General features: G+C 31.2%; 22 protein-coding genes. 15 read left to right on the top strand and 7 right to left on the bottom strand.

Features of this window, described 5'->3' with window-relative positions; all coding sequences use genetic code 11:
* Positions 1 to 388 precede the first annotated feature (388 nt).
* Both FHK87_RS17645 and guaA read right to left on the bottom strand, forming a co-directional pair.
* Positions 389 to 2,551: a LysM peptidoglycan-binding domain-containing protein gene (locus FHK87_RS17645; protein WP_140595086.1), complete on the bottom strand. Its 2,163-nt coding sequence runs from the start codon at positions 2,549 to 2,551 to the stop codon at positions 389 to 391.
* Between the two features lie 60 nt (positions 2,552 to 2,611).
* The gene (gene guaA, locus FHK87_RS17640; protein WP_140595085.1) at positions 2,612 to 4,141 is read right to left on the bottom strand and encodes a glutamine-hydrolyzing GMP synthase; all 1,530 of its coding nucleotides are present in this window, start codon (positions 4,139 to 4,141) and stop codon (positions 2,612 to 2,614) included.
* Between the two features lie 341 nt (positions 4,142 to 4,482).
* On the opposite strand from guaA, the gene FHK87_RS17635 reads away from it, so the two are divergent.
* Positions 4,483 to 5,028, top strand: a complete 546-nt coding sequence (locus tag FHK87_RS17635) for a pyridoxamine 5'-phosphate oxidase family protein (RefSeq protein ID WP_140595084.1) — start codon at positions 4,483 to 4,485, stop codon at positions 5,026 to 5,028.
* On the opposite strand, the gene bshC is transcribed toward FHK87_RS17635, so the two are convergent.
* Positions 5,025 to 6,623 carry a bacillithiol biosynthesis cysteine-adding enzyme BshC gene (gene bshC / locus FHK87_RS17630; RefSeq protein WP_140595083.1) on the bottom strand — a complete coding sequence of 533 codons (1,599 nt, stop codon included), beginning with the start codon at positions 6,621 to 6,623 and terminating at the stop codon, positions 5,025 to 5,027. The two genes, FHK87_RS17635 and bshC, sit on opposite strands and share 4 nt — an antisense overlap.
* Positions 6,624 to 6,901: 278 nt before the next feature.
* On the opposite strand from bshC, the gene FHK87_RS17625 reads away from it, so the two are divergent.
* Together FHK87_RS17625 and FHK87_RS17620 are read left to right on the top strand one after the other, a co-directional pair.
* Positions 6,902 to 9,382: a M14 metallopeptidase family protein gene (locus FHK87_RS17625; RefSeq protein ID WP_140595082.1), complete on the top strand. Its 2,481-nt coding sequence runs from the start codon at positions 6,902 to 6,904 to the stop codon at positions 9,380 to 9,382.
* 12 nt (positions 9,383 to 9,394) lie between these two features.
* Complete coding sequence (locus FHK87_RS17620) at positions 9,395 to 11,563, top strand: M3 family metallopeptidase (protein WP_140595081.1); 2,169 nt, start codon at positions 9,395 to 9,397, stop codon at positions 11,561 to 11,563.
* Positions 11,564 to 11,623: 60 nt separating this feature from the next.
* On the opposite strand, the gene FHK87_RS17615 is transcribed toward FHK87_RS17620, so the two are convergent.
* Together FHK87_RS17615 and FHK87_RS17610 are read right to left on the bottom strand one after the other, a co-directional pair.
* A complete protein-coding gene (locus FHK87_RS17615) occupies positions 11,624 to 12,196 on the bottom strand; it encodes an SMI1/KNR4 family protein (RefSeq protein ID WP_140595080.1) in 573 nt (190 codons plus the stop codon).
* Positions 12,197 to 12,222: 26 nt separating this feature from the next.
* Positions 12,223 to 12,570, bottom strand: coding sequence for a hypothetical protein (locus FHK87_RS17610; RefSeq protein ID WP_140595079.1), 348 nt, complete (start codon positions 12,568 to 12,570; stop codon positions 12,223 to 12,225).
* Positions 12,571 to 13,144: 574 nt separating this feature from the next.
* On the opposite strand from FHK87_RS17610, the gene FHK87_RS26330 reads away from it, so the two are divergent.
* The 12 genes from FHK87_RS26330 (at position 13,145) to FHK87_RS17555 (ending at position 22,467) form a co-directional block, all read left to right on the top strand.
* Positions 13,145 to 13,306 (top strand): membrane lipoprotein lipid attachment site-containing protein, encoded by a 162-nt coding sequence (locus FHK87_RS26330; RefSeq protein WP_226294306.1) that lies wholly within the window; start codon positions 13,145 to 13,147, stop codon positions 13,304 to 13,306.
* A 485-nt stretch (positions 13,307 to 13,791) separates the two neighbouring features.
* Positions 13,792 to 14,448, top strand: coding sequence for a DUF2459 domain-containing protein (locus FHK87_RS17605; RefSeq protein WP_140595078.1), 657 nt, complete (start codon positions 13,792 to 13,794; stop codon positions 14,446 to 14,448).
* Positions 14,449 to 14,639: 191 nt separating this feature from the next.
* Entirely contained in the window at positions 14,640 to 15,530 is an 891-nt protein-coding gene (locus FHK87_RS17600; protein ID WP_140595077.1) for a DUF1963 domain-containing protein, read from the top strand.
* Between the two features lie 186 nt (positions 15,531 to 15,716).
* Positions 15,717 to 16,052, top strand: coding sequence for a hypothetical protein (locus FHK87_RS17595; protein WP_140595076.1), 336 nt, complete (start codon positions 15,717 to 15,719; stop codon positions 16,050 to 16,052).
* Between the two features lie 49 nt (positions 16,053 to 16,101).
* The gene (locus tag FHK87_RS17590) at positions 16,102 to 16,965 is read left to right on the top strand and encodes a helix-turn-helix domain-containing protein (RefSeq protein WP_140595075.1); all 864 of its coding nucleotides are present in this window, start codon (positions 16,102 to 16,104) and stop codon (positions 16,963 to 16,965) included.
* 102 nt (positions 16,966 to 17,067) lie between these two features.
* Positions 17,068 to 17,733 carry a peroxiredoxin-like family protein gene (locus tag FHK87_RS17585; RefSeq protein ID WP_140595074.1) on the top strand — a complete coding sequence of 222 codons (666 nt, stop codon included), beginning with the start codon at positions 17,068 to 17,070 and terminating at the stop codon, positions 17,731 to 17,733.
* A gap of 12 nt (positions 17,734 to 17,745) precedes the next feature.
* Complete coding sequence (locus FHK87_RS17580) at positions 17,746 to 18,138, top strand: DoxX family protein (RefSeq protein WP_140595073.1); 393 nt, start codon at positions 17,746 to 17,748, stop codon at positions 18,136 to 18,138.
* Between the two features lie 93 nt (positions 18,139 to 18,231).
* A complete protein-coding gene (locus tag FHK87_RS17575; RefSeq protein WP_140595072.1) occupies positions 18,232 to 18,810 on the top strand; it encodes a hypothetical protein in 579 nt (192 codons plus the stop codon).
* Positions 18,811 to 18,954: 144 nt separating this feature from the next.
* Positions 18,955 to 20,028 carry a serine hydrolase domain-containing protein gene (locus FHK87_RS17570; RefSeq protein WP_140595071.1) on the top strand — a complete coding sequence of 358 codons (1,074 nt, stop codon included), beginning with the start codon at positions 18,955 to 18,957 and terminating at the stop codon, positions 20,026 to 20,028.
* A gap of 116 nt (positions 20,029 to 20,144) precedes the next feature.
* Positions 20,145 to 21,020: an AraC family transcriptional regulator gene (locus tag FHK87_RS17565; RefSeq protein ID WP_140595070.1), complete on the top strand. Its 876-nt coding sequence runs from the start codon at positions 20,145 to 20,147 to the stop codon at positions 21,018 to 21,020.
* 91 nt (positions 21,021 to 21,111) lie between these two features.
* Positions 21,112 to 21,825 (top strand): pirin family protein, encoded by a 714-nt coding sequence (locus FHK87_RS17560; RefSeq protein ID WP_140595069.1) that lies wholly within the window; start codon positions 21,112 to 21,114, stop codon positions 21,823 to 21,825.
* Positions 21,826 to 21,837: 12 nt separating this feature from the next.
* On the top strand, positions 21,838 to 22,467 hold the full coding sequence (locus FHK87_RS17555; RefSeq protein ID WP_140595068.1) for an NAD(P)H-dependent oxidoreductase: 630 nt from the start codon (positions 21,838 to 21,840) through the stop codon (positions 22,465 to 22,467).
* A 704-nt stretch (positions 22,468 to 23,171) separates the two neighbouring features.
* On the opposite strand, the gene FHK87_RS17550 is transcribed toward FHK87_RS17555, so the two are convergent.
* Both FHK87_RS17550 and rimO read right to left on the bottom strand, forming a co-directional pair.
* The gene (locus tag FHK87_RS17550; RefSeq protein WP_140595067.1) at positions 23,172 to 23,834 is read right to left on the bottom strand and encodes a DUF2625 domain-containing protein; all 663 of its coding nucleotides are present in this window, start codon (positions 23,832 to 23,834) and stop codon (positions 23,172 to 23,174) included.
* 57 nt (positions 23,835 to 23,891) lie between these two features.
* Entirely contained in the window at positions 23,892 to 25,199 is a 1,308-nt protein-coding gene (gene rimO, locus FHK87_RS17545) for a 30S ribosomal protein S12 methylthiotransferase RimO (protein ID WP_140595066.1), read from the bottom strand.
* Positions 25,200 to 25,309 lie beyond the last annotated feature (110 nt).

Below are 25,309 nucleotides of genomic sequence, written 5' to 3'. Positions count from 1 at the left end.
AATTATGCCCAACTAAAAGTTATATTTTATTAGTCTATAGATATACTAGGAGTAAACAATATGGGGCAAATATTGTTAGTATACTATAAACAATTTATTACTTAATATTTTCTAAATATACATGTATTTTAAAAAAATTACAATATTTAGAAATCAATTTATTTTGTTATTATTTCCCTAAGTATTTTGTAATACTTGTATTCTGTTGAAAGATGGCATTTTTTTCACAAAAACATAACTTCAACATATTCAAAGATATATAAAAATATTTTTTTTTTGAATATGAAAATATAATTTATTTTAAGCAATAAATAAATTTCTTGATTATTACTTGTAAACTATTTGAGGTATATTTTACCTTAAAATATACCTCAAATAAAAACAGTATTTATTCCACAAGTTTAAGTTCTAGATCATTATCAAACTTAATCAGATACGCTGCATTATTTTGATAACCACCTTGCGGCTTCTTAGAATAATTAAACTTATTTTCTACATATTCTGTTGTTCCGTTTATAGAAGCAGAATGATATACATCGTCTGCAGTTCCTAATCGCATCAAAATATCATATGCAATATCAAATCCTCGTACTACCCATTTATTAGGTTTAATACCGTATTGCTTTTTATATCTTTTTACAAATGGTGTAAGCTCTATTTCTTCTCCTTCTTTAACTTTAAGCTCATTATTATTAAATTCCTTATTTACAGAAGGGTAATGCAAATGAACTCTTGATAAATGTTCGTTTTTTATATTGTCATTATCATATGCCCCATTTTTATTCGTTGTAAATAATGTTATCTTATGACTTTCTGCTTTTGCATTTAGTAAAGGAATAACATTACTTATCATAGCTACATCATCAGATTCTAAAAACACCCAGTTTGGTTTATTTCTATCAAGAACTCTATTTAATCTAACCTCATACACATAATTACCTTCTTCAATTCTAGGAATCTTTGCATTTGGAAACGCACTTACCAGTTTGGATTTAACTTCTTCATGCTTTTTACCCTTTTGTACAATGATCACAATATTTTTGTTAGTAGAATCCTTTTTTACAAAAGAAATTATTTTGTCTTGAAGCATTGTATTCGTGGGTCGTGTCTGAAAAAAGTTATCATATTGTTTTGACTCTCTTCTGGAAGCCGGCGAAAAAACAGGTATATTATACTTTTTGAGCTCTGATGCAACAACCTCCAAATTACTTTGATAGAGAGGACCAATTATCGCATCAGTATTTTCAAAATCTTGCTGATCCATTAATTGTTTGATCAGCTTTTTATTATTATTCTTTTTGGTATCAAAAATATTAAGCTCTGTTGTTATTCCTTTGGTTTTTGCAGAATCTGCAGCTATTAGAATACCACTATATAGGTCTAACGCAATTCTCAAACTTTCTTTTCTTTTTAGATACCCTTCTACATTCTTTCTAGCATTTAGGTTTAACGTATCTAATGAAAAAGGGAGCATTACTGCTAGTTTTTTTGGTTTAAAGTTATACAGATTTTTCTCAAGATTAAGATATGTTCCTTCTTCAATAGTTATCGATAAGGTATCTTTTGGTATTGTTATAACCATTCCTTCTTTGAGACCATCTTTGAGATATGGATTCATTTTAAATAATGAATCAGAAGATAGGCCTGTACGCTTTAAAATACCAAAAATTGTTTCTTTGGGTTTTACTTTATAAAGTTCAAAACCTGGTCGTAATGTTTCTTTGAGAGAAACAAAAACAGATGTCGGTACAATAATTTCTTTCCCAACAGGAAAACCTTCACCCAAATCAGGATTTAACTGTTCTAGTTCTTCAACTGTAATACCATGTCTTCTAGCAATACTATACTTTGTATCCTTAGGTTGTATTTTATACTTTGTAGTAGTGGTAACTCTAGAATCTGTACTATCTATTTGTATTGGGTTTTCTATTCTATCATCAGCATAAACTGGTATTCTAATTTTGTCCTTCTTTTTGATCTGCTCAGAATATAATCTCTTATTATATTTCTTAATATCTTCTACAGTAATTTTATATTTTCTAGAAATCCCATATAGAGTTTCTTTTCTTTTTACCTTATGAGTTATAAAACGAATAGGCTCATTTGAAGTTGCTTTTAGATTTTCTAAAACACTATCTTTATTATCATCAGGAGTACTTTCAACAGTATCTTGATTATTTTTTTCTTCTATTTTACCTACATTAAGTACTTGCCCTATATTGATTCCATTTGCGGCTTCGGGATTAAGGAGATATATATTTTCTACAGTAATTCCATATTGTTTAGCTAAACTATAAACCGTATCACCTTTTGCTACTGTATGGGTTTTGTACTCTTCATTATTGGCAACCGGTATCGCAAGAATTTGTCCTTCTTTAATCCCATCTTTTGCAGTAGGATTGATTTTATATATGGCTTCGGGCGTTGTATTGTATCGTTTTGCAATTCTATATACATTTTCACCTTTGGCTACTTTATGACTCTTATATTGTTGAGCGTATGTTGAAACATATACAAAAAACAATAGAAAGACCACTAAAAACTTTTTCATGTACTGTAGTATTATTTACTTTTTTTAAAATCCCTTTAATCTGGCAAAAATTGGTCTTGCCTATTCCCACTCAATCGTTGCAGGCGGTTTAGAGCTAATATCATATACTACTCTATTAACGCCTTTTACCCTGTTTATTATTGCATTAGAAGTTTTTTGTAAAAACTCATAAGGCAAATTCACCCAATCTGCTGTCATCCCATCCGTACTTTCTACGGCTCTAAGTGCCACACAATTCTCGTATGTTCTTTCATCTCCCATTACTCCGACACTCTGTACAGGTAATAAAATAGCTCCTGCCTGCCAAACTTTATCATACAAGCCATTTTCTTTTAAACCATTAATAAAAATAGCATCTACTTCTTGCAAAATATTTACTTTTTCTGAAGTAATATCTCCTAGAATCCTAATTGCAAGTCCGGGTCCGGGAAAAGGATGTCTTCCTAATAGTTCCGGATCAAGTCCCATAGATGCTCCTACTCTACGCACTTCATCTTTAAATAACATTCGTAAAGGCTCTACTACTTTAAGTTTCATAAAATCAGGTAAACCTCCAACATTATGATGCGATTTGATAGTAGCAGAAGGACCATTTACAGAAATAGATTCTATTACATCAGGATAAATAGTACCTTGTCCTAACCATTTAGCGTCTTCAATTTTATGTGCTTCATCATCAAAAACATCAATAAAGATATTTCCTATAATTTTACGTTTTTTTTCAGGATCACTTTCTCCGGCTAAGGCTTCCAAAAAACGTGCCGAAGCATCTACTCCTTTTACATTGAGCCCCATACCTTCATAACGATTAAGTACCGCAGAAAACTCATTTTTACGTAATAATCCATTATTAACAAATATACAATGTAAGTTTGCTCCTATTGCTTTGTGTAATAAAACCGCTGCTACTGTGGAGTCCACACCGCCACTTAATCCTAATACAACTTTGTCATTACCCAATTTCTCCTTTAATTCGGCTACTGTAACATCCACAAAAGAGTTAGGAGTCCAATCAGGTTGCACCCCTGCTATTTGTAACAAAAAGTTTTCCAGCAATTTTTTTCCATCTGTAGAATGGTACACTTCGGGATGAAACTGAATAGCATAAGTATCTTCATCTTCGATTCTATACGCTGCATTCTCTACATCACTGGTACTTGCCAGTTTTACAGCTCCAGATGGTAACTGTTTTATTGTATCGCTATGACTCATCCATACTTGAGACCCTATATCAATTCCTGCAAAAAACTGTTCATTTTCTTTAACGAAAGATAGATTTGCTCTCCCATATTCTCTTGTATTAGACGGTGCAACTTCTCCTCCACTAAAATGGGCTAAGTATTGTGCTCCGTAACAGACTGCCAATAGCGGCTTCTTACCTCTTATTTCTGAAAGGTCCGGATGAGGAGCATCTTCACTTCTTACAGAAAAAGGAGATCCTGATAAGATCACAGCCTTAAAATCTGAAACATGCTCTGGTAATTTGTTATAAGGGTGAATTTCGCAATAAATATTTAATTCTCTTACTCTTCGTGCAATAAGCTGAGTATATTGCGATCCAAAATCTAAAATAAGTACGTTGTTTTGCATAGGCAAAAATAAAATTAAATTGATAACCCTGAAATCCTAAATTAGATAATTTTCAACAAGGACGTTAATTTTAAAAAAGCAACACTAATTTCAGGTATTTTTTCTCCTGTTGATCGCTTTTTTTCTGCTTTAATCTCAATGTGATCAAAAAATAACCCAAATCATGAATGTAAAAATAGAGATGTCATTACAATAGACATTAATCCTTTACTCAATTTAGGTGTCCTAAATGAAAAAATTGATCAAATTATCAAAAAGGTATCTAAAAATTTAACCCTCTTTTTGATTGTAGCTTCCAAAATAACTAACTTTATAATACACTAAAAAAACTCTTATCCTCTATGAATAATATTATTTTCTCTTCTATGGTCAATGACCTTAAAAATGCTACCAAAACCAGTAGGCACCCTTTTCGATATTTTACATTGGCTACTTCAGACTATAATGGTATTCCAAGAATGAGAACAGTCGTATTAAGAGAAGCTAACGACGAATTACAGTTTACTATATATACCGACAAAAGATCAAAAAAAATAACACATATTCAAGATAATAACAATGTAAGTCTTTTGTTTATGGATACTGAGCGCTTACTACAGATTTCTATACAGGCAAAAGCTTCTATTATTACAGATGATTTTACACTGAGAAACATCTGGAAGAATATTCCTCAAAAATCGAGAAAAGACTATACTTCTCGATTAGCGCCGGGAGAGCAAATCAAAAATCCAAATGAGATAGATTTTCTAGAAAGTAAGCATTTCTTTTCTGCAATACAGCTTGAACCAAATCGTATTGAGTATTTACGCTTAAAAAGGCCTAATCATATTCGGTTACTCTTTAATAAAGAAAACAGAAGCTGGAAACATACTTTTTTGGTTCCCTAAGGTAGCTTTAAAATTGTAAATTCTCCTTTTAGAGGATTCAAAGTATTTATCAATACAGGAATCAATTCTTCTCCATATTCTAAATATAATTCAGAAAAGTTTTTGTTACGCTCTTGTAAACTCTGATTAGGGAATAATTCATTCTGTATACTTGTTAATCGCTTTACATGATCACTCAATTTACGTCGTTGTGCTTTTAATAATCTTTTCTCAAGCACATCCAATCCTTTTAATTGCTTGATTTCTTGTGCTTTTACAGCATTACCAAAAGTGACATCAGTCTGTTCAGCAACTGTATACATTGCTTCAAATTGTTCTTTGAGGTATTTACGTTGTGGATCAAAATTGATATCTATATTAGAAATCTGACGAACTTTTCTATTGATGAGTTCATGTTGTTTTAAGAATAATTCTGTATCAGAAACATTTAATTTCTTTATTTTTTCTGCTTGCTTTTCTGTTTGTATCAATACTGAATTGCGTAATAATAACATCGGAAATATCACTTCTACAGCCTTGAAATATTCTTTTAATTCTAGCCAGTATGCCAATTCTCCACCACCGCCTATATAACATAGATTAGGTAAAATTACTTCTTGGTACAAAGGACGCATCATTACATTAGGACTAAATTTTTCTGGTGCTTGATGTAAATGTTTTATCAATTCTTCTTTATCCCAAGAAATATCAGTATCATTTACATGATATCTACCTTCTTCTTCTATGATTCTTTCTCTTAACCCTTCTGCAAGATAAAACAAGTTGATTTCTCTCGGGTTCACCTGTACCTTATACCCTGTACTTTGTAGTTCATTTGCTTTTGGCAGGACATGTGTATGACTTGTTTGTGATACAATCTCCTTTTCTACATATGGTATAAAAAGACGTTTTAGTTTATGATCATCTCCATCAATAATTACTAAACCATATGTTCCAAATAATTCATTTGCAAGATATCGTGTCGCTGCCGTAAGTGTATCATGCTCTAGGTATGCTTTTTTAAACATTGCTTTTAATGTTTCCGCATTACGACTAGAACCAATCATATCTGCAAATACTTTAAAAACTTTATCCAACCCTTCTGTATCAAAAACCCCTACTGCTCCTCCGTCATGACGATTCCACTGAACCTTTTTTCCAAAAAGGTTAAAGTAATTAATCTCATCAAAATCATGATCTTCTGTCGCCATCCAATATATCGGAACAAAATTATGATCTGAGTATTTCTCCTTTAATATTTTGGTCAGATTAATTGTAGAAATAATTTTATATAAAAAATATAATGGCCCGGTGAAAAGATTAAGTTGATGCCCTGTTACTATTGTAAATGTATTAGAATCTTCTAAGCTTTCTATATGTTGCAAAGTAGCTTCTGTTGTTGTTACATCTTTATATTGTTGCTGCAGTGCTTCTACTAATACTTTTCGAGTTTCTAAAGTAAAAGACTGCTTTTTCTCTTCGATTTGAGCTTCAAAATTTTCTAAATCAGGAAAACGATTATAAAAAGGGTGTAAAACTTCTTTTTGTTCTAAATAATCACAAATAAGAGATGAAAAGTAGTTCGTATCACGAAACGGAATACAGTCACTAGGCATAAATATATGTTTTTTGAAAGGTTAAATATACATCAGATTGTAAGTTCATGTGTAGCTTTTTGTTTTTTCTTTAACAAATTATGGTTTTGAGTTTTAATTTCGCATCATTTTTATCACTGTTATCATATCAATCTTTAGTAATTAAATTTTAAAGCTTTCTAAATCTTAAATTTTAGTTAATAAACCATATCAGCTAAATATTACTCGGTATTTTACGACTTCTCCAATAGAATGATATCAATAAGGAGAAACTTTCAACATTACAATTAATTATTTCTATGAAAAAAATAGTGTTCATACTTTTTGTCGGAATTACTTCTTTAACCTTTTCTCAAAACTCATTACAATCCCCCACGGACTTTTTAGGCTACTCAATTGGAGCGCAATTTACACGTCATGCTGATGTAGTTAGATATTTTGATCATATTGCCAAATACTCCAAAAAAGTGACCTATCATACATATGGCAAAACCAATGAACGGCGACCACTCACTTATGCCATTATATCTTCTGAAGAAAATATCAAAAACATAGAGAACATTAGAATAGAACACCTGAAAAATACAGGTATCATAGAGGGTACAGCAAATCCAAAAGTTGCAGTTGTGTGGTTAAGCTACAATGTACATGGTAATGAAGCTTCTAGTACAGAAGCTGCCATGCAAACCGTTTATGAATTAATTACTCAAAAATCTGAATGGTTACAAAATACAATCGTTATTATAGACCCTTGTGTCAATCCAGATGGTCGTGACCGTTATGCTAACTGGTATAATCAAGTTAAGGCAACTCCCTTTAATACAGATCAAAATGCTACAGAACATAATGAACCCTGGCCTGGCGGAAGGCCCAATCATTACCTTTTTGACCTCAACCGAGATTGGGCATGGGCAACACAAGTAGAAACACAACAACGCCTTGATGTTTATAATAAATGGTTACCACACGTACACGTAGATTTTCATGAACAAGGAATCAACGAACCTTACTATTTTGCACCGGCGGCAGAACCTTTTCATGAGATTATTACTCCATGGCAGAGAGATTTTCAAACTCAAATCGGTAAAAACCATGCCAGATATTTTGATCAAAATGGTTGGTTGTTCTTTACTCGAGAACGTTTTGATCTCTTATACCCAAGTTATGGCGATACCTATCCTACTTTTATGGGAGCTATAGGAATGACTTATGAGCAAGCCGGTCATGGTAGATCAGGATTAGCCATACAAACCGATGAGGGTTATGTACTTACACTTAAAGACAGAGTATCACATCATACCACCACAGGATTATCAACCGTAGAAATATCATCAAAGCAAGCTGAAGAGCTGAATAGTGAGTTCAAAAAATTCTTTATTAACAACGATCTCAAATACAAAAGTTATGTATTAAAAGGGTCTTCTGACAAAATCAATTCTCTTATTTCTCTTCTTGACAAACACGACATCAAATATGGCTTTACAGACGCTACAAAAGTTTCAGGATTCAATTTTAAAACTTCCAAAAACGGAAGTATAAATGCCAAAGGAGCACTTGTAGTAAGTACAAATCAGCCCAAAGGCAAAATGGTCAAAGTATTATTTGAACCTAATGCCAAGCTAAGTGAACCCCTTACTTATGATATTACTGCATGGAGTATTCCTTATGCCTATGGGTTAGATGCGATTGCATCAACTACTTTAGTTCCTGCAAATCATACAAAACAAATCGGCACCATTACAAATACACCTGATCCAAAAGCCGCTGGATATATTGCAAAATGGAATGATATCAAAGATGCTTCCTTTATGGCAGAGTTGCTACAAAACAACATCAAAGTACGATTTAGCGAAAAAGATTTTAGCCATACTAATGAGCGCTTTAAAAAGGGAAGCTTAATTATTACTAAAAGTGATAATAAAAGTAACCCTAATTATGATCAGATAGTTACTAAAATAGCAAACAAATATCAACGTAAATTATATGTCGCTAATACTAGTTTTGCCACAAGAGGAGTAGATTTTGGATCTCCAGATATTAAGCTCATCAACAATCAAAAAATTGCAGTACTCAAAGGTAATTATACTTCTTCTTTGAGTTATGGAGCAATTTGGCATTTCTTTGAACAACAACTTCATTTCCCTATCACATCAATAGATACAGATGCTTTTAAACATATTGATCTTACTTATTATGATGTACTTATTATACCCGATGGGTATTACAATAGTTATTTTGATCAAAAAACCATATCAAAACTAACAAATTGGGTCAAAAAAGGAGGAAAAATTATTACTCTTGCGGGTGCTACAAAGGTATTTGCTGGTAAAAAAGGATTTGATATTAAAAAGAATACAACTCAAAAGCAAGAAAATGATTCTATAGGAAATCTTACTCCATACGATCAAAGAGAACGCGAAAATCTTAAAAGCCTTATTACCGGAGGTATTTTTAAAACTAAAGTAGATGCTTCTCACCCTATGGCTTTTGGGTATGACGATACATATTTCAGTCTCAAAATTGGAGACGATTCGTTTGCATTGCTTAATGAAGGATACAATATTGCTCGAATCGAAACACCAGAAAATGTATCAGGATTTGCTGGAGAAGACGCCTTAAAACAGCTAAAAAACTCACTGGTTTTTGGTGAAACACGAATAGGAAACGGAAGTATCGTTTATATGATTGATAATCCATTATTCAGATCCTTCTGGGAAAATGGAAAGCTATTTTTTGTAAATGCTATCTTTTTTGTCAATAATAACAAGTTTAGAATTTAAATTCAAATATACATGATTACCATACCTCAATTTACATCATTCAAAACATTAGCACTATCGGCAATAGTGGTTTTATCTAGTTGTAACGAAACAAAAAAAACGAAAGAAGAAATGACGACAAAAGCCGAAAAAGACACTTCTAATGTATTATTAGCAGAATGGACAGGGCCTTATGGTGGAGTTCCTGCTTTTGATCAGATGAATATCTCAGACATAAAACCGGCGATTGAAAAAGGAATGGAGCTAAGGCTTAAAGAGATTGATGCTATAGCTAATGCCACAGAAGCACCAACTTTTGAAAATACCATCGAAGCTATGGAAAAATCAGGTAAAGAACTCGATAGAGTTTTTACCTATTACCGTATCTTAAGTGCAAATATGTCTTCTCCTGAGTTCAGAGAAATTCAAAAAGAAATGGCACCTAAACTCTCTGAATTTCGATCTAAAATATCACAAAATGAAAAACTATTTCAGCGTATCAAAACTGTATATGATAACGCTATAAAAACACCTCTTGAAGCTGATCAACAACGCGTAGTTGAACTTATTTATAACCAGTTTGCTATGGATGGTGCTGAATTAGATAAAGAAAAAAAGAAACGCTACGCTGCTATAAACAAGGAGCTTTCTGAATTATACACAAGTTTCTCCAACAATGTATTAGCAGATGAAGAAGGATATGTAACCTATCTGACCAAAGAACAATTAAATGGTTTATCAGAACCTTTGATCAAAGCATATGCAAAAGCAGCTTCAGACAGAGGGCAAGAAGGCAAATACGCCATTACCAATACCAGATCATCTATGGATCCTTTTTTAACATACTCTACAGAACGTGAGCTACGCAAAAAAGTTTGGGAAAATTATTATTCTCGTGGAGACAATGGTGATGACAAAGATAACAACAAGAATATTGCAAAAATCTTACAACTTAGAAAAGAACGAGTAGGATTATTAGGGTTTGATAATTATGCAGATTGGAGATTACAAGATCGTATGGCAAAAAAGCCTGAAAATGCTATGAAACTTATGGAAGCTGTATGGCCTGCTGCTATTGCCAGAGTACAAGAAGAAGTTGCAGATATGCAAGCTGTAGCAGATGCAAATGGCGATAAAATCACTATAGAACCTTGGGATTATAGATTTTATGCTGAGAAAGTACGAAAAAAGAAATATGATCTGGATTCTGATGAAGTAAAACAATATCTTCAATTAGATAAACTAAGAGAAGCTATGTTTTTTGTGGCTGGTGAATTATTCAACTATAAATTTACGCCTGTAAAAGAAGGCAAAGTAGCTGTTTTTCAAGAAGATGTAAAAGTTTGGGAAGTGAATGATAAAACGTCTGGTGAACATATTGGATTATGGTATCTCGACCCATTTTCACGTACAGGAAAACGTTCTGGAGCTTGGGCTACTACCTATAGAAGTCACACTACTTTTGAAGGCAAAAAAACAGTATTAGCCTCAAATAACTCTAACTTTGTAAAACCTGCACCAGGAGAACCTGTATTGGTATCTTGGGATGACGCTACTACATTCTTTCACGAATTTGGTCATGCCTTACATTTCTTTGCTTCTGAAGTAAAATATCCAACATTAAATGGCGGGGTGCGTGATTATACAGAATTTCAGTCTCAATTATTAGAACGTTGGTTATCTACAGATCCAGTGATCAAAAATTATCTGGTACATTACAAAACCGGAGAGCCAATGCCACAAGCATTAGTAGATAAAATTAAAAAAGCTGCTACCTTTAATCAGGGATTTGCAACTACAGAGTATTTAGCTTCTGCTCTTATGGACATGAAATTACATTTGGCTGACCCTACCAATCTTGATGTAGATACTTTTGAGAAAGAAACGCTTGCTGCTCTCAAAATGCCAAAAGAACTTGTAATGCGTCACCGTACTCCTCATTTTGGACATGTATTCTCTGGAGAAGGATATGCTACGGCATATTACGGATACATGTGGGCAGATGTATTGACTTCGGATGCATCAGAGGCTTTTGCCGAAGCTCCGGGAGGGTTTTATGATAAAGATGTCGCTCAAAAATTGGTTAAGTATCTTTTTGCTCCTCGTAATGCCATAGATCCGGCAGAGGCGTACAAGCAATTCAGAGGACGTGATGCAAAAATAGAAGCGTTGATGAGAGATAGAGGATTCCCAGTACAATAATATATATTCGCTAAAAAACAAAAAGCACATGTAAGGTTTTGACCAACATGTGCTTTTTATTTATGATAATGGTTGATCAACAATAAATGTTGTACGCCACTGCCCTATTCTATCTGATACATCAAAATAAGAATCATATTCTGTAGCAGGTGTTTCTACTAAATATGTATTTAATGCTCCTAAAAACTCACTTAAATTTGGTGCGATTACATTTCTATCATTGTCGCCTTTCCAAAATTCAATCAATTGCCCTACTTTATTTGTAAAAACTCCTTTGATATCATAACATAAATAACTGCCTCCTCCATTAGAAAATATCGGTAACCAATTTTCATTCCACCAATTCTTAATTTGAAAATCATATCCAATCATTTCATTGAATTCTTTACTAATTTGCAACACCTCTTCTAATGGTTGAAACATAGCGTTGTTAACAAATGATGCGTAGCAATCATATTGTTGACCATTTTTCCATTGATATAACTCTTTTAGATCATTTGGCAAAACGACTTTATATGTCTGTTCTAAGTTTGATATTGCATCATCCGATAATGGTAGTTGTAATGTTTTATAATATTCAGGACGTTTTTCTTTTAGATTTTCATCCAGCTTATTTAGTTCACTTTTAATCATTTATTAGAGATATTTTGAGAGTTTTATTATTGGATATAGTATAGTTGATAAAATTCATTTTTAGCAAATAGTTTATCTGTAGCAATAATATCTATTTCTGTTTCTTTTTTGCCAAATTGATATGTACTTTCTATTTTTAAATCTTCTTTTTTCATCTTAAAAAGATTATCGCTTTCAAAATCCCATTTACTTGCAAAATAATGATAATCTTGATCTGAGCCTTTGTAAAAATATCCTCGAAAACTCTTTGATGAATTTAATATAAATGTATGTTTGACATCACTAGAATTTATGATCTTATAATCTGAAGTACCGCATGAAGTAGTTCCTATTAAAACTGCCAGAAGCATTACCAAAAAGACTGTTTTTTTCATGTTCAAAATATTTGATATAAAAATAATGTCATCATTTGATACTTAAACCACTGTTTGCAGTGAAAAATGTTTGAATCCAATCAATACACTATATAGATTTAATCAATTTGTCCTAAATCATTATAAAAAAATAATTTCTACACCTAAAAAGAGGTGAAAATTATCATATTAATTTTAGATCATATTAATCTTTATTAAGATATAGAAAACCTCTCTCTAATTTTAAGCTTTTATCATTAAAAACACATGTATTTTGATTTTTTAATAAAAAAATACCTTTATAGCATTCTTATATTATCAAATTGTTAATTTTTAACAATTCCAATACAAGAAAACAGCTAATAATTTCACAATGAAATCAGTTAAAATTCTTGTAAAATCGCTATAGATTCTTTTACCCATTATGTTATTGAAAATATTGCACTTATTTCTTTTGAAAACTTGATAATACTATTTAAAAAAAAATGTTAAATCAACACAATTCCATTAAGAAAAATTTAATATTTCATGTTGTTTTTTTAAATATTTTTGCCGCCGAAAATTAACAAAACAAAAAACACCTAAATCTACAGTTATGAAAAAATTATTATTATTCTTTAGCCTTATTGCTATCCTTTCTTCTTGTGAATCTGAATCTTTTGAGGATGCAACTTTACCACAAGAAAATAACCCAACAACAAATCCAGATCCAGACCCTGTAATAGATGAAGTCATTGAAAATGAAAAAGACATCTAAAAAATTTAACATAAAAAAACATCCTGAATCTTAATAGTTTTGAATTGAAAAATTATTCATACAAAAAGAGCTGATCTTTGATCAGCTCTTTTTGTGTTTTTGATTATAGTGATACAAAAATGTTATCACGTCTTCATAGTTAGTATATGATTATATGTTGACAGATCGAAAGTAAGTATACATTTAATATTTGCAAAGATAATCAACACATGATTTGGAACTAATACTTGTACAGAACTGTATCAAGTTATTGAAAAAGTTGATTTCATCATGACAGATATATATAACTTAATATGTTTGTTTATCTTTCATAGTGTATGAATGTCTGCAAAAAAACTGTTTCTATTCATGAAACGAACTCGACAAATCATAATTTTTATCAGGATTATTTTTTACTATCGTATTCTAAAGAAAATTCTATACTCATACCATTCAGAATAGATATGAGAATAAAAAAAATAATTAACTTGTCTATTTTTTTACAAATGAAATACAGAAACATTCTAAAAAGAATTGCCAAAGGCATTGGAATTATTTTGCTATTGCCCATAGTCTACATTATAATTGCAATGATTAGTATGCTTATTACTGTAAACAAAACCCCACAGAGCGATACTGATACACAAGTAGTATATTTAAGTACAAATGGTGTGCATCTCAGTATTATCATGCCTATAAAAAATATTACCCCGGCATTAACCAAAGATTTACAGTTTGATAACCATGATCGATATTTATCTTTTGGGTGGGGTGATGCAGATTTTTATCTCAATACACCAGAGTGGAAAGATCTTACGTTTAGGAATGCCTTTTCTGCACTTTTCTTAAAAAGTAAAACCCTAATACAAGTAAAGCGATATAGACAAAAGCGTTCTAAATGGATTAAGATTTTTGTAACTCCAGAAGAATTAGAAGCATTACAACTATATATAACCAACACTTTTGCTCAAAATAATAATAGTACAAAAATAATTTTGCCTAATAGTGGATATACAGTACGTGATGATTTTTACCATGCCAAAGGTTCGTATACTTTTTATAAAACCTGTAATACATGGGTAAATAGCGCTTTTAAACAAAGTGGTCTTAAAGCTTGTTTATGGACTCCTTTTGACTTTGGATTGCTGAATAAATATGAGTAAGCTCTATAAATTGGAATTTACAACAAGTACAAAATAAATTTGATGTGATATTTGCTACTCTCTTGAATATCCTAAAAAAATATCATAAAGCTGTCCATTATTTAAAATAGTATTTTCACTAGAAATAGGGGATTTTACACTCTCGTAAAAAGGTATTTTTATCTACACTTATCTAAAACATCCATAATATAATGATTAGTAAGGTAGAACACTTAAAAATACTTGAAAATAAATTCCACACCATCACATGGGAAAATATCAATAGTGTAAAGAAATCTTATTTTGATTTTATCAAATCAGGAACAGTCCCTGCCATAAAAATTAAAGATGAAATATCTAAAAAAGTAACTTTAGGAATGTCAAAAAAAGGAGGTACTCCTCATCTAGGATCTAATATGAAATGGCCCGAGTTTGAAAATAAACCTATGGTTTTTCTAGCACAATTAAATCTATCGGAAATAGCACCTTATCAAATTGAGGATCATTTGCCTAAAAGTGGTATCTTATATTTTTTTGCTTATTTCGAAGATCCCATAAATAAGTTTGGTGCAGAGTTTAATTTTATCCAATCCAAGAAAAAATACAAAATCCTCTTTTATGATGGAGATAGTGATCAATTAAAAATTACACCTTTTCCAAAAACAATGATACCCGATTACCATTTCGAAGAATCAGCAATGGTATTTGAATCCTTTTTTGAAATCCCAAATAATATTTATGAGTATGCTGAATGGGAAGAACTTTCGGATAATGATCATGATAATATAATAGAATTTCATTACTCAATACTAAAAAGTTTAGATACTTCTCAGATATTAGGTATCCCAAGACCACTTCAGGATAATGTAGCTTGCGATTGGGCATATGCATATATAAATCAAGACGAACTCGAACTCGATGATGAGTACGAAGAGGAACCTGAAATTGATGAACAAGAATTATTAGCTACTGAATTTGTGAATATATTATCTATGCCTATTTTTAATAAAATTGGTGATGCACAGGGGTATTTTGGAATCAGAAAGGATGATTTAGCAAATAAAAAGTTTGAGGAATGTATTTTTGTGATGCAAGGTACGTAATTTAAAAAGTATTTTATTTAGCCAAGTTCAAATACAAAATATAAAAACAACTTTTCTCCAGGAAATTAATTTTCAATAATCCAAAAACTATCATCTATTATAAATACCTATAAAATTTAATTTCTTTTTAAACACTACATTTTGTGTATTAGTTCCATAGAGCTAATAATAAAAAACAGAGGTCACATGAAAATAATGGCTATCTTTATTTCTCTTATGTTATTTTCTCCTTTATTTACTGTTTCTATAAAATCAATTGAGCAAGATACTCCAACAAAATACTACATTAATAACGTAAGAGTAACTAAAAAAAAGTTTGATAAAAAGCTTGTGAAAATGGTAGACATTAAGGATTGGTTCTGTGTTGATACTAATATTGGAGGAATTACCGGGTATAATTGCAGAGATAAATCCGGACAAGAATATATATACAAATGTATCACTGAATCAAAAAATAATAAATGTATTCTAAATAAAATTAGAGTAGACATCTCAAAACCTATGATTAAAAACATAAATTAATCGACTTAAAGCACAAACAATTTCGATTGCAATAAAACGTATTATAAATATGCCCATAGAAATAGAAAATATCGTTTTTTCTCGATTTGTAAAACAAACCGTTCCTTTTGAATTTATTTCAATAAAAGAATTATATGCTAGATGTGAAAAAAGTGCATATGATTTATCAAAACCCCATCGAATAAAGTTTCACTCTTTACTCATCATTACAAAAGGTCAAGGAGAACACACAATTGATTTTATCCCACAAAAGCTGTATCCTGGTGTTATCATTCCATTAACAAAGGAACAAGTACATCACTTTGAAAAACCTTTACAAGTAGAAGGTTTTGTCATTTCGTTCGAAGAGCATTTTATTACCAGTAAAATTAGCGAACAGAATTTGTTTCATTTTTTTCAATTATTTCATAATCCTGTGATTCTAATAGGTGAAGAAAATATAAAGAAATTAATTCCCTTTTTTGATTTATTACAAAATATTCACATTGATACAAATGTTAATCTCAAATCCGAACTCATCAATACTACTTTTATGGGTTTATTATTTCAGATAAAACGACATTCTATCTATCAACATGATATTTTTGAAAGTCAACGGTTCAAAGATTTTTTAGCTTTCAAACAACTATTACTTAAAAAGTATAATCAAAGCCACAATGCTAAAGATTATGCAAAAGAATTATCCTTTTCTTACAAGTACCTAAACGATATTTGTAAAGAAATATGTAATCAAACAGCAAAATCTTTTATCGATAATTGGTTACTTTTAGAAATCAAAAGAAACATTTCAGAAAAAAAGTATACTTCTCAAGAAATTGCTTTTAAAATGGGGTTTAATGAACCCTCTAACTTTATCCGGTTTTTCAAAAAATTTACTGGTGTCACTCCGAAGCATTTCCAAAAAGAAATGTGACCTTACTCTCATCAGTTACATATTGACTATTTTTATTTCGAGATAGATAATTGAAAACATATCGTGCCCTTCTAGTTTTGTACCCAACAAAAAGAGAACGATATGACACTTACAGAACAGTTACAACAATTTCGGGATGCAACTATGACACGCATGCCAAAATCGATCATTCAAACTTTTAAAAATGATATTAAAGAAATTAATGCTAGTCGTTTAAAAGAAAATGCTTTACAAAAAGGTGACATCATTCCTGATTTTTCACTTACAGATAACCAAGGAAACAAAATTCTATTGAGAGAAATGGTTCAATCAGAATTTCTAATACTCAATTTTTATCGTGGTGGCTGGTGCCCTTATTGTAACCTGGAACTTCAGGAATATGAAAGATTAAAGGATGATTTTAAAAAAGCTGGAGCTGACATTATTGCAATAAGTGCCGAAGTAGAAGAATTCGCTACACAAACCACACAAAAGAATAGCCTTTCATTTCCTGTATTAACAGATAAAGATGCACAATTTATGAAAGCAATCGGAATCGTATTTCAATTAAATGAACAAACCAAAAAAGATTACGCCGGTTTTGGTATGGACTTCACAAAAATCCATGGAAATGAAAATTATGAATTACCGGTTCCTGCCGTATATGTAATTGATAAAAACAGAGAAATTGTTTTCGTTCATTTTGAAGCTGACTATATGACAAGGATTGAACCCAAACAGATATTGACTATTTTAAAAAACAAATCATATCTAAACGAAACATTATAAAATCACATGAACATGAAAAAAAATAAAATCATTTATTGGATTACGACAAGTTTACTTTGTTTGTTATTCTTTTCTGGAGCCATGATGTACTTTTTTAACTATGAGAGAGCTTCAGGTTTTTTTACAAGTCTTGGTTTTCCGACATGGATTATATACCCATTAGCAATTCTAAAGGTCCTAGGAGTACTCGTCATTTTGATTAAAAAATCAAACTTTCTCAAAGAATTGGCTTATGCAGGGTTTCTATATGACGCTATTTTGGCTTTGGCAGCCCATATTATGGTAAAAGATGGAGAATATCTACCTGCTATTATATCTATTGTTTTACTTACTCTTTCTTGGATATATGATAGAAAAGTATTTGGAAAATATACACAAACAAAATTGTCTACAAACAAATCATAGTAAAAGACCTATTGAACTGAGAAAAACTTGGTAAGAACAATAAAAAACTATACCATTGTACATAGAATAATAGTTTTTTTGTTAAAAAAGCCTATGGATTTTTTTAAATTTTCTTCCTATTTGTTAGGTATATTCTCTTTGACAGGATGTATTGGTAATATGAATCCGAATGGTCCTGCTCCTCCTAATTACCCTTATTTTGGGACTACAGAACCTATTGCAATAAAAAATATTAAATTACCAAAAGGCACAAAACTCACTTATGAAAAACACTTGTTTAAAAAAGGAAAACAAGAGAAAATGATGAGTGAAGAAAAACTTAGTACTATAGAATTACCAACAGGAAAACCGATAGATTGGGGAGGTGTTCCAATCACTATGATTGTAAAATTCTTTAATCGGGAAATGCGTGGATTTACAGTTTATGCTGATTTCAGCCAACTCAACGATGATAAAAAAACCAAATTTTCTCAAATGTGGCAAAGCTGTAGTGATGATCTAGGGATAGCGGTCAAAAACACAGATGATTGGTCTTTCAACACAAAAAATATTTTGGATGTACAAAGTTGTAGTGTACTCTATCAAAGATATTTTAAAGACGATAAAAATCAACAGTCGTTTCTAGACAGTCTATATAATGAACTACAAAAAATTGATTCTCTATCTTTTTAAAAAATTAAGGCAATATACTATTCCAAAAAACGAAGTATTATATGGATTAACTTTTATAAAAATACTATGAAAGTTTTCTCTGTAAAATGATTACTTTGATTGCATCAAAATAATTTTATCAATCAAAATATCATCATTAATCATATGAAGTCTTATATTTTAATTCTCATAAGTCATTTATTTTTTAATATTTTTCACATCAATACCCCTTCCACAAATCCATTAAAAGGAATAGAAAAAAAAGTTATCCGAATTGCAAAAAACAAAAATATTCCAACTTTACAGGTTGCCATACAAACTCAAGACGATAAACTATCATTTGATTACTGTAACAAAGCTGTCAATCAACAAAGTATCTATGGTATTGGTAGTGTTACCAAACTATTAGTTGCTGTATATATTTTTAAACTTGTAGAAGAAAAAAAGCTAGATATCAATGACAAAGTTGTACAATACATCCCTCCTATAAAGGATATTGAAGGGTTTGACCAAATCATCATAAAAAACCTATTAAATCATACTAGTGGATTGGCTGATTATACAAAGCATCCGGAGTGGATCACAAGCGTTACGAATCATAAAACTCCTACAACATTCGAAGAAAAAGCAGCACTAGTGCAAAAAAAAATAACAAACGCCGGAACATTTGTATATAGTAATACAAATTATCTAATCTTAGAACAAATTATAGAATCGGTTACTAATACAACTGCTGCACTAGCCTTAAATCAATTCTATACAGACATTGGTTTTTCTGACATCACAATGGATATTCCCAAAAATGGTTTGCAGTCGTTTTTTGCTCAAACAGCAGAGTCAAATGCAGATGTATCAAAATGGGAAGAACATTACGGATATGATGGAGGAATTTATAGCAATGCAAAAACAACTAATCGTTTTTTACAAAAGCTAATGATCGAATCCTCTATAATAAAACCAGAAACATTTTTTGCAATGCAAGAATGGATTGCTATGAAACCCATGACGATTCCAATTGGCAAAGGGATCATCAATCAATATGGATACGGTATCATGAAGTTAACCTACAACGATCAAGAATATATAGGACATTTTGGAGGGACTTTAAAATATCAGTCTCTCATTCTTTTTAACCCCAAAAATCAAACAACATTAAGCATATTTACGAATTGCAGTGGTAGGCATTATAATAATATATTTTTTCAAGAATTAATCCCTGCAATCCTAGACGAACTATAATAAAATTAGTGTCAACAATCTGAAAAACTCTTCTTAAAACAGTGCTAAAAAGAAATTTTAGAAAATAAAATACTATATCTTACCTATTATTTTGATACAAAATATAAACACGGTATATGGATTTTCCTGTAATGACATATGAGCATGTCGATACTACTAATAATCAAATCACTTTTGATGTTAAAAGAACAGAAGAAGTAAGTGTAGCAAAAAATGGTAAAGTCGATCCTCCACACCGACATAATTTTTTCACTATTATTATTGTAAAAAAAGCGATTGGCACTCATGTTATTGACTTCAATGAGTATTCCTTAGGTGATAAGCAAATATACTTCATCAGTCCCGGGCAGGTACATCAAATCATAGAAAAACAAAAGCCATATGGATGGGTAATTACATTTTCTAATCAGTTTTTGATTAACAATGTGATAGACTCATGCTTTATAGAAAATATCAATTTATTTACCGATTATGGGCAATCACCTCCTTTATTATTAGACAGCAAACAGTATAAAATTTTGCATCAATATAGTTCTCAGTTATATGATACTGTTCACTCTCAAATGCAATTCAAAGAAGAGGCCTTATCGTCATTGCTAAAACTCTTTTTGATAGCTTGCAATAATTTCTACACTCCGCAACAACAAAATACACAACAGTTGCATGCCGGGTCGACAATTCTAAAAGAATATAAACGTCTTGTAGAGTATCATTTCTCAGAATGGCATCTTGTTCAACAATATGCAGAGGCATTGCATGTAACATCTGATCACCTTAATAGAACTATAAAAACTTTAATTGGTAAAACGGCAAAAGAATATTTACAATCTCGAATTATAGTAGCTGCAAAACGTTTATTATTTTTTACTGATCAAACGACTAAAGAAATAGGATATACTCTTGGATTTTCTGAGCCTTCTAATTTTAGTAATTTTTTCAAAAAATGTACTGGTATATCTCCATCAAAATTCAAAAATAAAAAGCGCGAGTGATCACATCGGATTTTTATATACTATCTGCGTATTATGATATGGTGACATTCTTATTTATATAAGAAATTTGTACTGTAAAAGAAATAAAATCATGAAAACAATAATTCACAAAGCAGAAACAAGGGGTCAAGCAGATCATGGGTGGTTACAATCAAGACACTCTTTTAGCTTTGCCAACTACTACGATCCCAAGAGAATGAATTTTGGAGCTTTACGAGTATTAAATGATGATATTGTTGCTCCGGGAATGGGATTTGGTAAACATCCTCATGATAATATGGAGATTATTTCTATTCCATTAGAAGGTGATCTTGAACACAGTGATAGTATGGGTAATACCACTGTAATCAAACAAGGTGATATACAGGTAATGAGTGCAGGAACAGGAGTTTTTCATAGTGAATACAATAAGAACAAGGATCAATCTGTGAAATTCCTTCAGATATGGGTAATCCCAAATCAAAAAAATGTAACGCCGCGGTATGATCAAATTACGCTCGATGCTCAACATTTGAACAATACTCTATATCAAATAGTTTCTCCTTCTCCAGAAGATCAGGGAGTATGGATACATCAGAATGCATGGTTTCATCTAGGAACTTTTGAGAAAGGATATACGAGTTCGTATACACCAAAAAATCTAGATAATGGGGTATACGCTTTTGTCTTAGAAGGGGAAATGACCATTGCGACACAAAAACTACATAAAAGAGATGGTTTAGGCATTATAGAGGCTAAAAGTATAGACATACATGCCGATAGTACTGCCAAACTCTTAATAATAGAAGTACCAATGTTAATCTAAAATCATATAATAATGCAATTATTAGAACATTTAAAATGGCGCTACGCCACAAAAAAATTTGATGCAACAAAAAAAATATCAGAAACAGATCTTAATAAGATCAAAGAAGCCGTTTCGCTATCAGCATCATCTTATGGCTTACAGGCTTACAAAGTATTAATTGTAGAAGATCCAGAAATTCGTAAGCAATTACAGCCTGTATCTTGGGGACAATCTCAAATTGTAGACGCTTCGCAACTGATTGTATTTTGTAGTTATACTCAAGTAGGGCCAGAAATGATTGATAGCTATCTAAATTTGAAAGCTAAAACACAAGGTGTCGATCCTGAAAACCTAACAGGTTATGGTGATTTTATGAAGTCTAAAATTGGAGAGCATTCTGATGAAAGTATGAAAAACTGGACTGCTAGACAGGTCTATATCGGTTTAGGAAATTTACTTGCTGCTTGCGCAGAATTAAAAATTGATGCTTGCCCAATGGAAGGTTTTGAGCCTGATCAATACAATACTATTTTAGGATTATCCGATAAAGGACTAACAGCTACTGTTGTCGCAACTATTGGGTACAGATCAACAGAAGATGCAACTCAAAATGATAAAAAAGTTCGCAAACCGATCTCAGAATTATTTGAAATAATATAATTCTTTGTTGTTGAAATATTGTGTTAAGCAAAATTTGTACAACAATCCTAATTAGGATGTATAAAAAGTGACTCTCATCATATCAATTTTATTTGGTATTTATCAGATAAAACTTTTTGTACATCCTATTTTTTAATTAAAAAACTGAGATAATATCATTGGTATCCAATAATAATTTTCTTAACATCAATTACACATTCTATTATTTAAAATAATCGTAATAAAACTTAAATAACACTAAAGATTACACAACTACCACTTCAAAAAAGACCCCAATATTATCAAAATGTTAATTATCGAGGATTTTACGACAAATTTAAGACCACAGATAATACAACAAAACTGCTAAAAAAATCATTAAACCTTAACTGTTTTATATTAATATTATATAGTTTATAATAGCTATGCGATTATCATTGAACACTTAATATTTTATATATGAATCAAGGTTACCCTTTTTTAAAATTCATTAGAAAAATTTTAAGATAATACTTCTTTTTTTTGAATACTTTTGCGGCATCATTTAAGTGTTAACACCTTTATTTTAAAATAGATAGAGAAAAAATATTGTAAGAAATAGTTTATTAAATCAATTTATTTAGTTAGCCAAAAAATAAAAAGAGAATCTATTTTCTTATATCAAAAGAAGCCTTAATAAAGGCTTCTTTTTTTATTAAGAAAAATACTATTTAATAGTATGTACATTAAAGTTGTTTTCTAAAATCAATCTGCACATTCCAAATTTCTTCAATTGAAATAGACTTACGGCTTAAATCATTTATATCATTGTATTGAGTCCACAAAAAAGGATAAAATGCTATACCTCTCGTTCCGTCTATTTGTTTTACTTCTTCTCTCCAATTTTTCCATCTAAAACCTTGATAAAACTGTTCTAAATTACCAATACATGTCCAATTTATAAAATCAGAGTATCCGATATCCATAGCTTCCCATTCGAGGCTATCCGGTGCGAAATAATACATTTTTCCTAGATCTTTACCAAATGCTCCTCCATTTACAGCAAAAAAACCTCCTATAATATCATCAGCAACAAGAAAATATGGTGCTTGTTGTCCAAATTCGGTAATCGATTTGCCTTTATTCCAATCAGTGATACTACGGTTTAGTTTTGTATGACCAGAACCAAGAATTCGAATCCATCCATTGTCTACCAGAATTCCTCCAGTTTCATAAATAATAGCTCCCATAGGAGAACGGGTAGTCACCTGGCTATTATATAAAGTAAGTTCTGCGCTCTTTTTATCTTTTGGTAGTACTTGAATTTTGTTTATGGCTTCTTTGATCCATTCAGACACTAATTCCCACCCGGGTTCATCATGATTGATCAATTCATTAAGTTGTTTCATTTTAGACCATTTTTTCGTTTACATACAACTTATATACTTAATCAATTCAATTAAGGTTTATGCTAAAACTGGTTCTCCATATAGATCAAAATCTTCTGCCTCATATATTTTTACTCTGGTAAAATCTCCCGTTTTCAAATAATGTTTTGAAGCATCAATAAGCACTTCATTATCTACATCAGGAGAATCAAATTCTGTTCTACCAATAAAATAATTTCCTTCTTTACGATCGATAACAACTTTGAATTCTTTCCCTATCTTTTGTTGATTTAGCTCCCAAGAAATTTGAGATTGAATTTCCATAATTTCATTAGCTCTCTCTACTTTCACCTCTTCTGGGACATCATCTTCTAAGTTAAAGGCATGTGTATTTTCTTCATGAGAATACGTAAAACATCCTAATCGCTCAAAACGCATCTCTTTTACCCAATCTCGCAAGGTTTCAAAATCCTCTTGCGTTTCTCCGGGATAACCAACAATGAGAGTAGTACGAATTGCCATTTCGGGCACAGCATTTCTAAACTCTTTCAACAATTTAGTTGTTTTTGCTTTGGTTGTCCCTCTTCGCATAGATTTTAATACAGCATCTGATATATGTTGCAGAGGAATATCTATATAATTACAAATTTTAGGTTCTTCTTTCATTACTTCTAAAACATCCATCGGAAAACCTGTAGGAAAAGCATAATGTAAACGAATCCATTCTATCCCGTCAACTTTTACAAGAGCCTTAAGTAAATCTGCCAATCTACGTTCTTTGTATAAATCCAGTCCATAATACGTAAGATCTTGAGCAATCAATATTAACTCCTTTACACCGCTTGCTGCTAGTTTTTCTGCTTCTATAACAAGTTCTTCAATCGGAGTAGATTTGTGTTTACCCCTCATTAGTGGAATTGCACAAAATGAACAAGGACGATCACAACCTTCAGCTATTTTAAGATAAGCATAATTTTTTGGAGTAGTTGTTAGACGCTCCCCTATAAGCTCATGCTTATAATCTGCTCCAAGCGCTTTTAATAACCCAGGAAGCTCAGTAGTACCAAAATATTGATCAACATCTGGAATTTCTTCTTGCAAATCCGGTTTATAACGTTCTGACAGACATCCGGTAACAAATACTTTATCTACCGCTCCTTCTTCCTTCTTTTGAACATATTCTAAAATTGTATTTACAGACTCTTCTTTAGCATTTGCTATAAAACCACAAGTATTAATAACCACAATATTACCCTCTTCTTCATGAACAACTTCTTTATTATTAGCGCGTAGTTGTCCCATCAATACCTCACTGTCATATACATTTTTACTGCATCCTAAAGTAACTACATTAATCTTATTTTTTTTTAAAGTCTTTGTTCTCATATATTTAAAATAAAGGTGTGCAAAGATACGAGTTATAACTAAAGTTATGGTTATAAATCTAAAGGGATCAATATTTTCATTAAACCTTTTATATATTTAAGTGTCCAAAT

Origin of the sequence: Aquimarina algicola (assembly GCF_006443095.1) — a bacterium.
Taxonomy (GTDB): domain Bacteria; phylum Bacteroidota; class Bacteroidia; order Flavobacteriales; family Flavobacteriaceae; genus Aquimarina; species Aquimarina algicola.
Note: the sequence above shows the minus strand (reverse complement) of the source record. Positions and strands in the feature narration are given on the sequence as shown.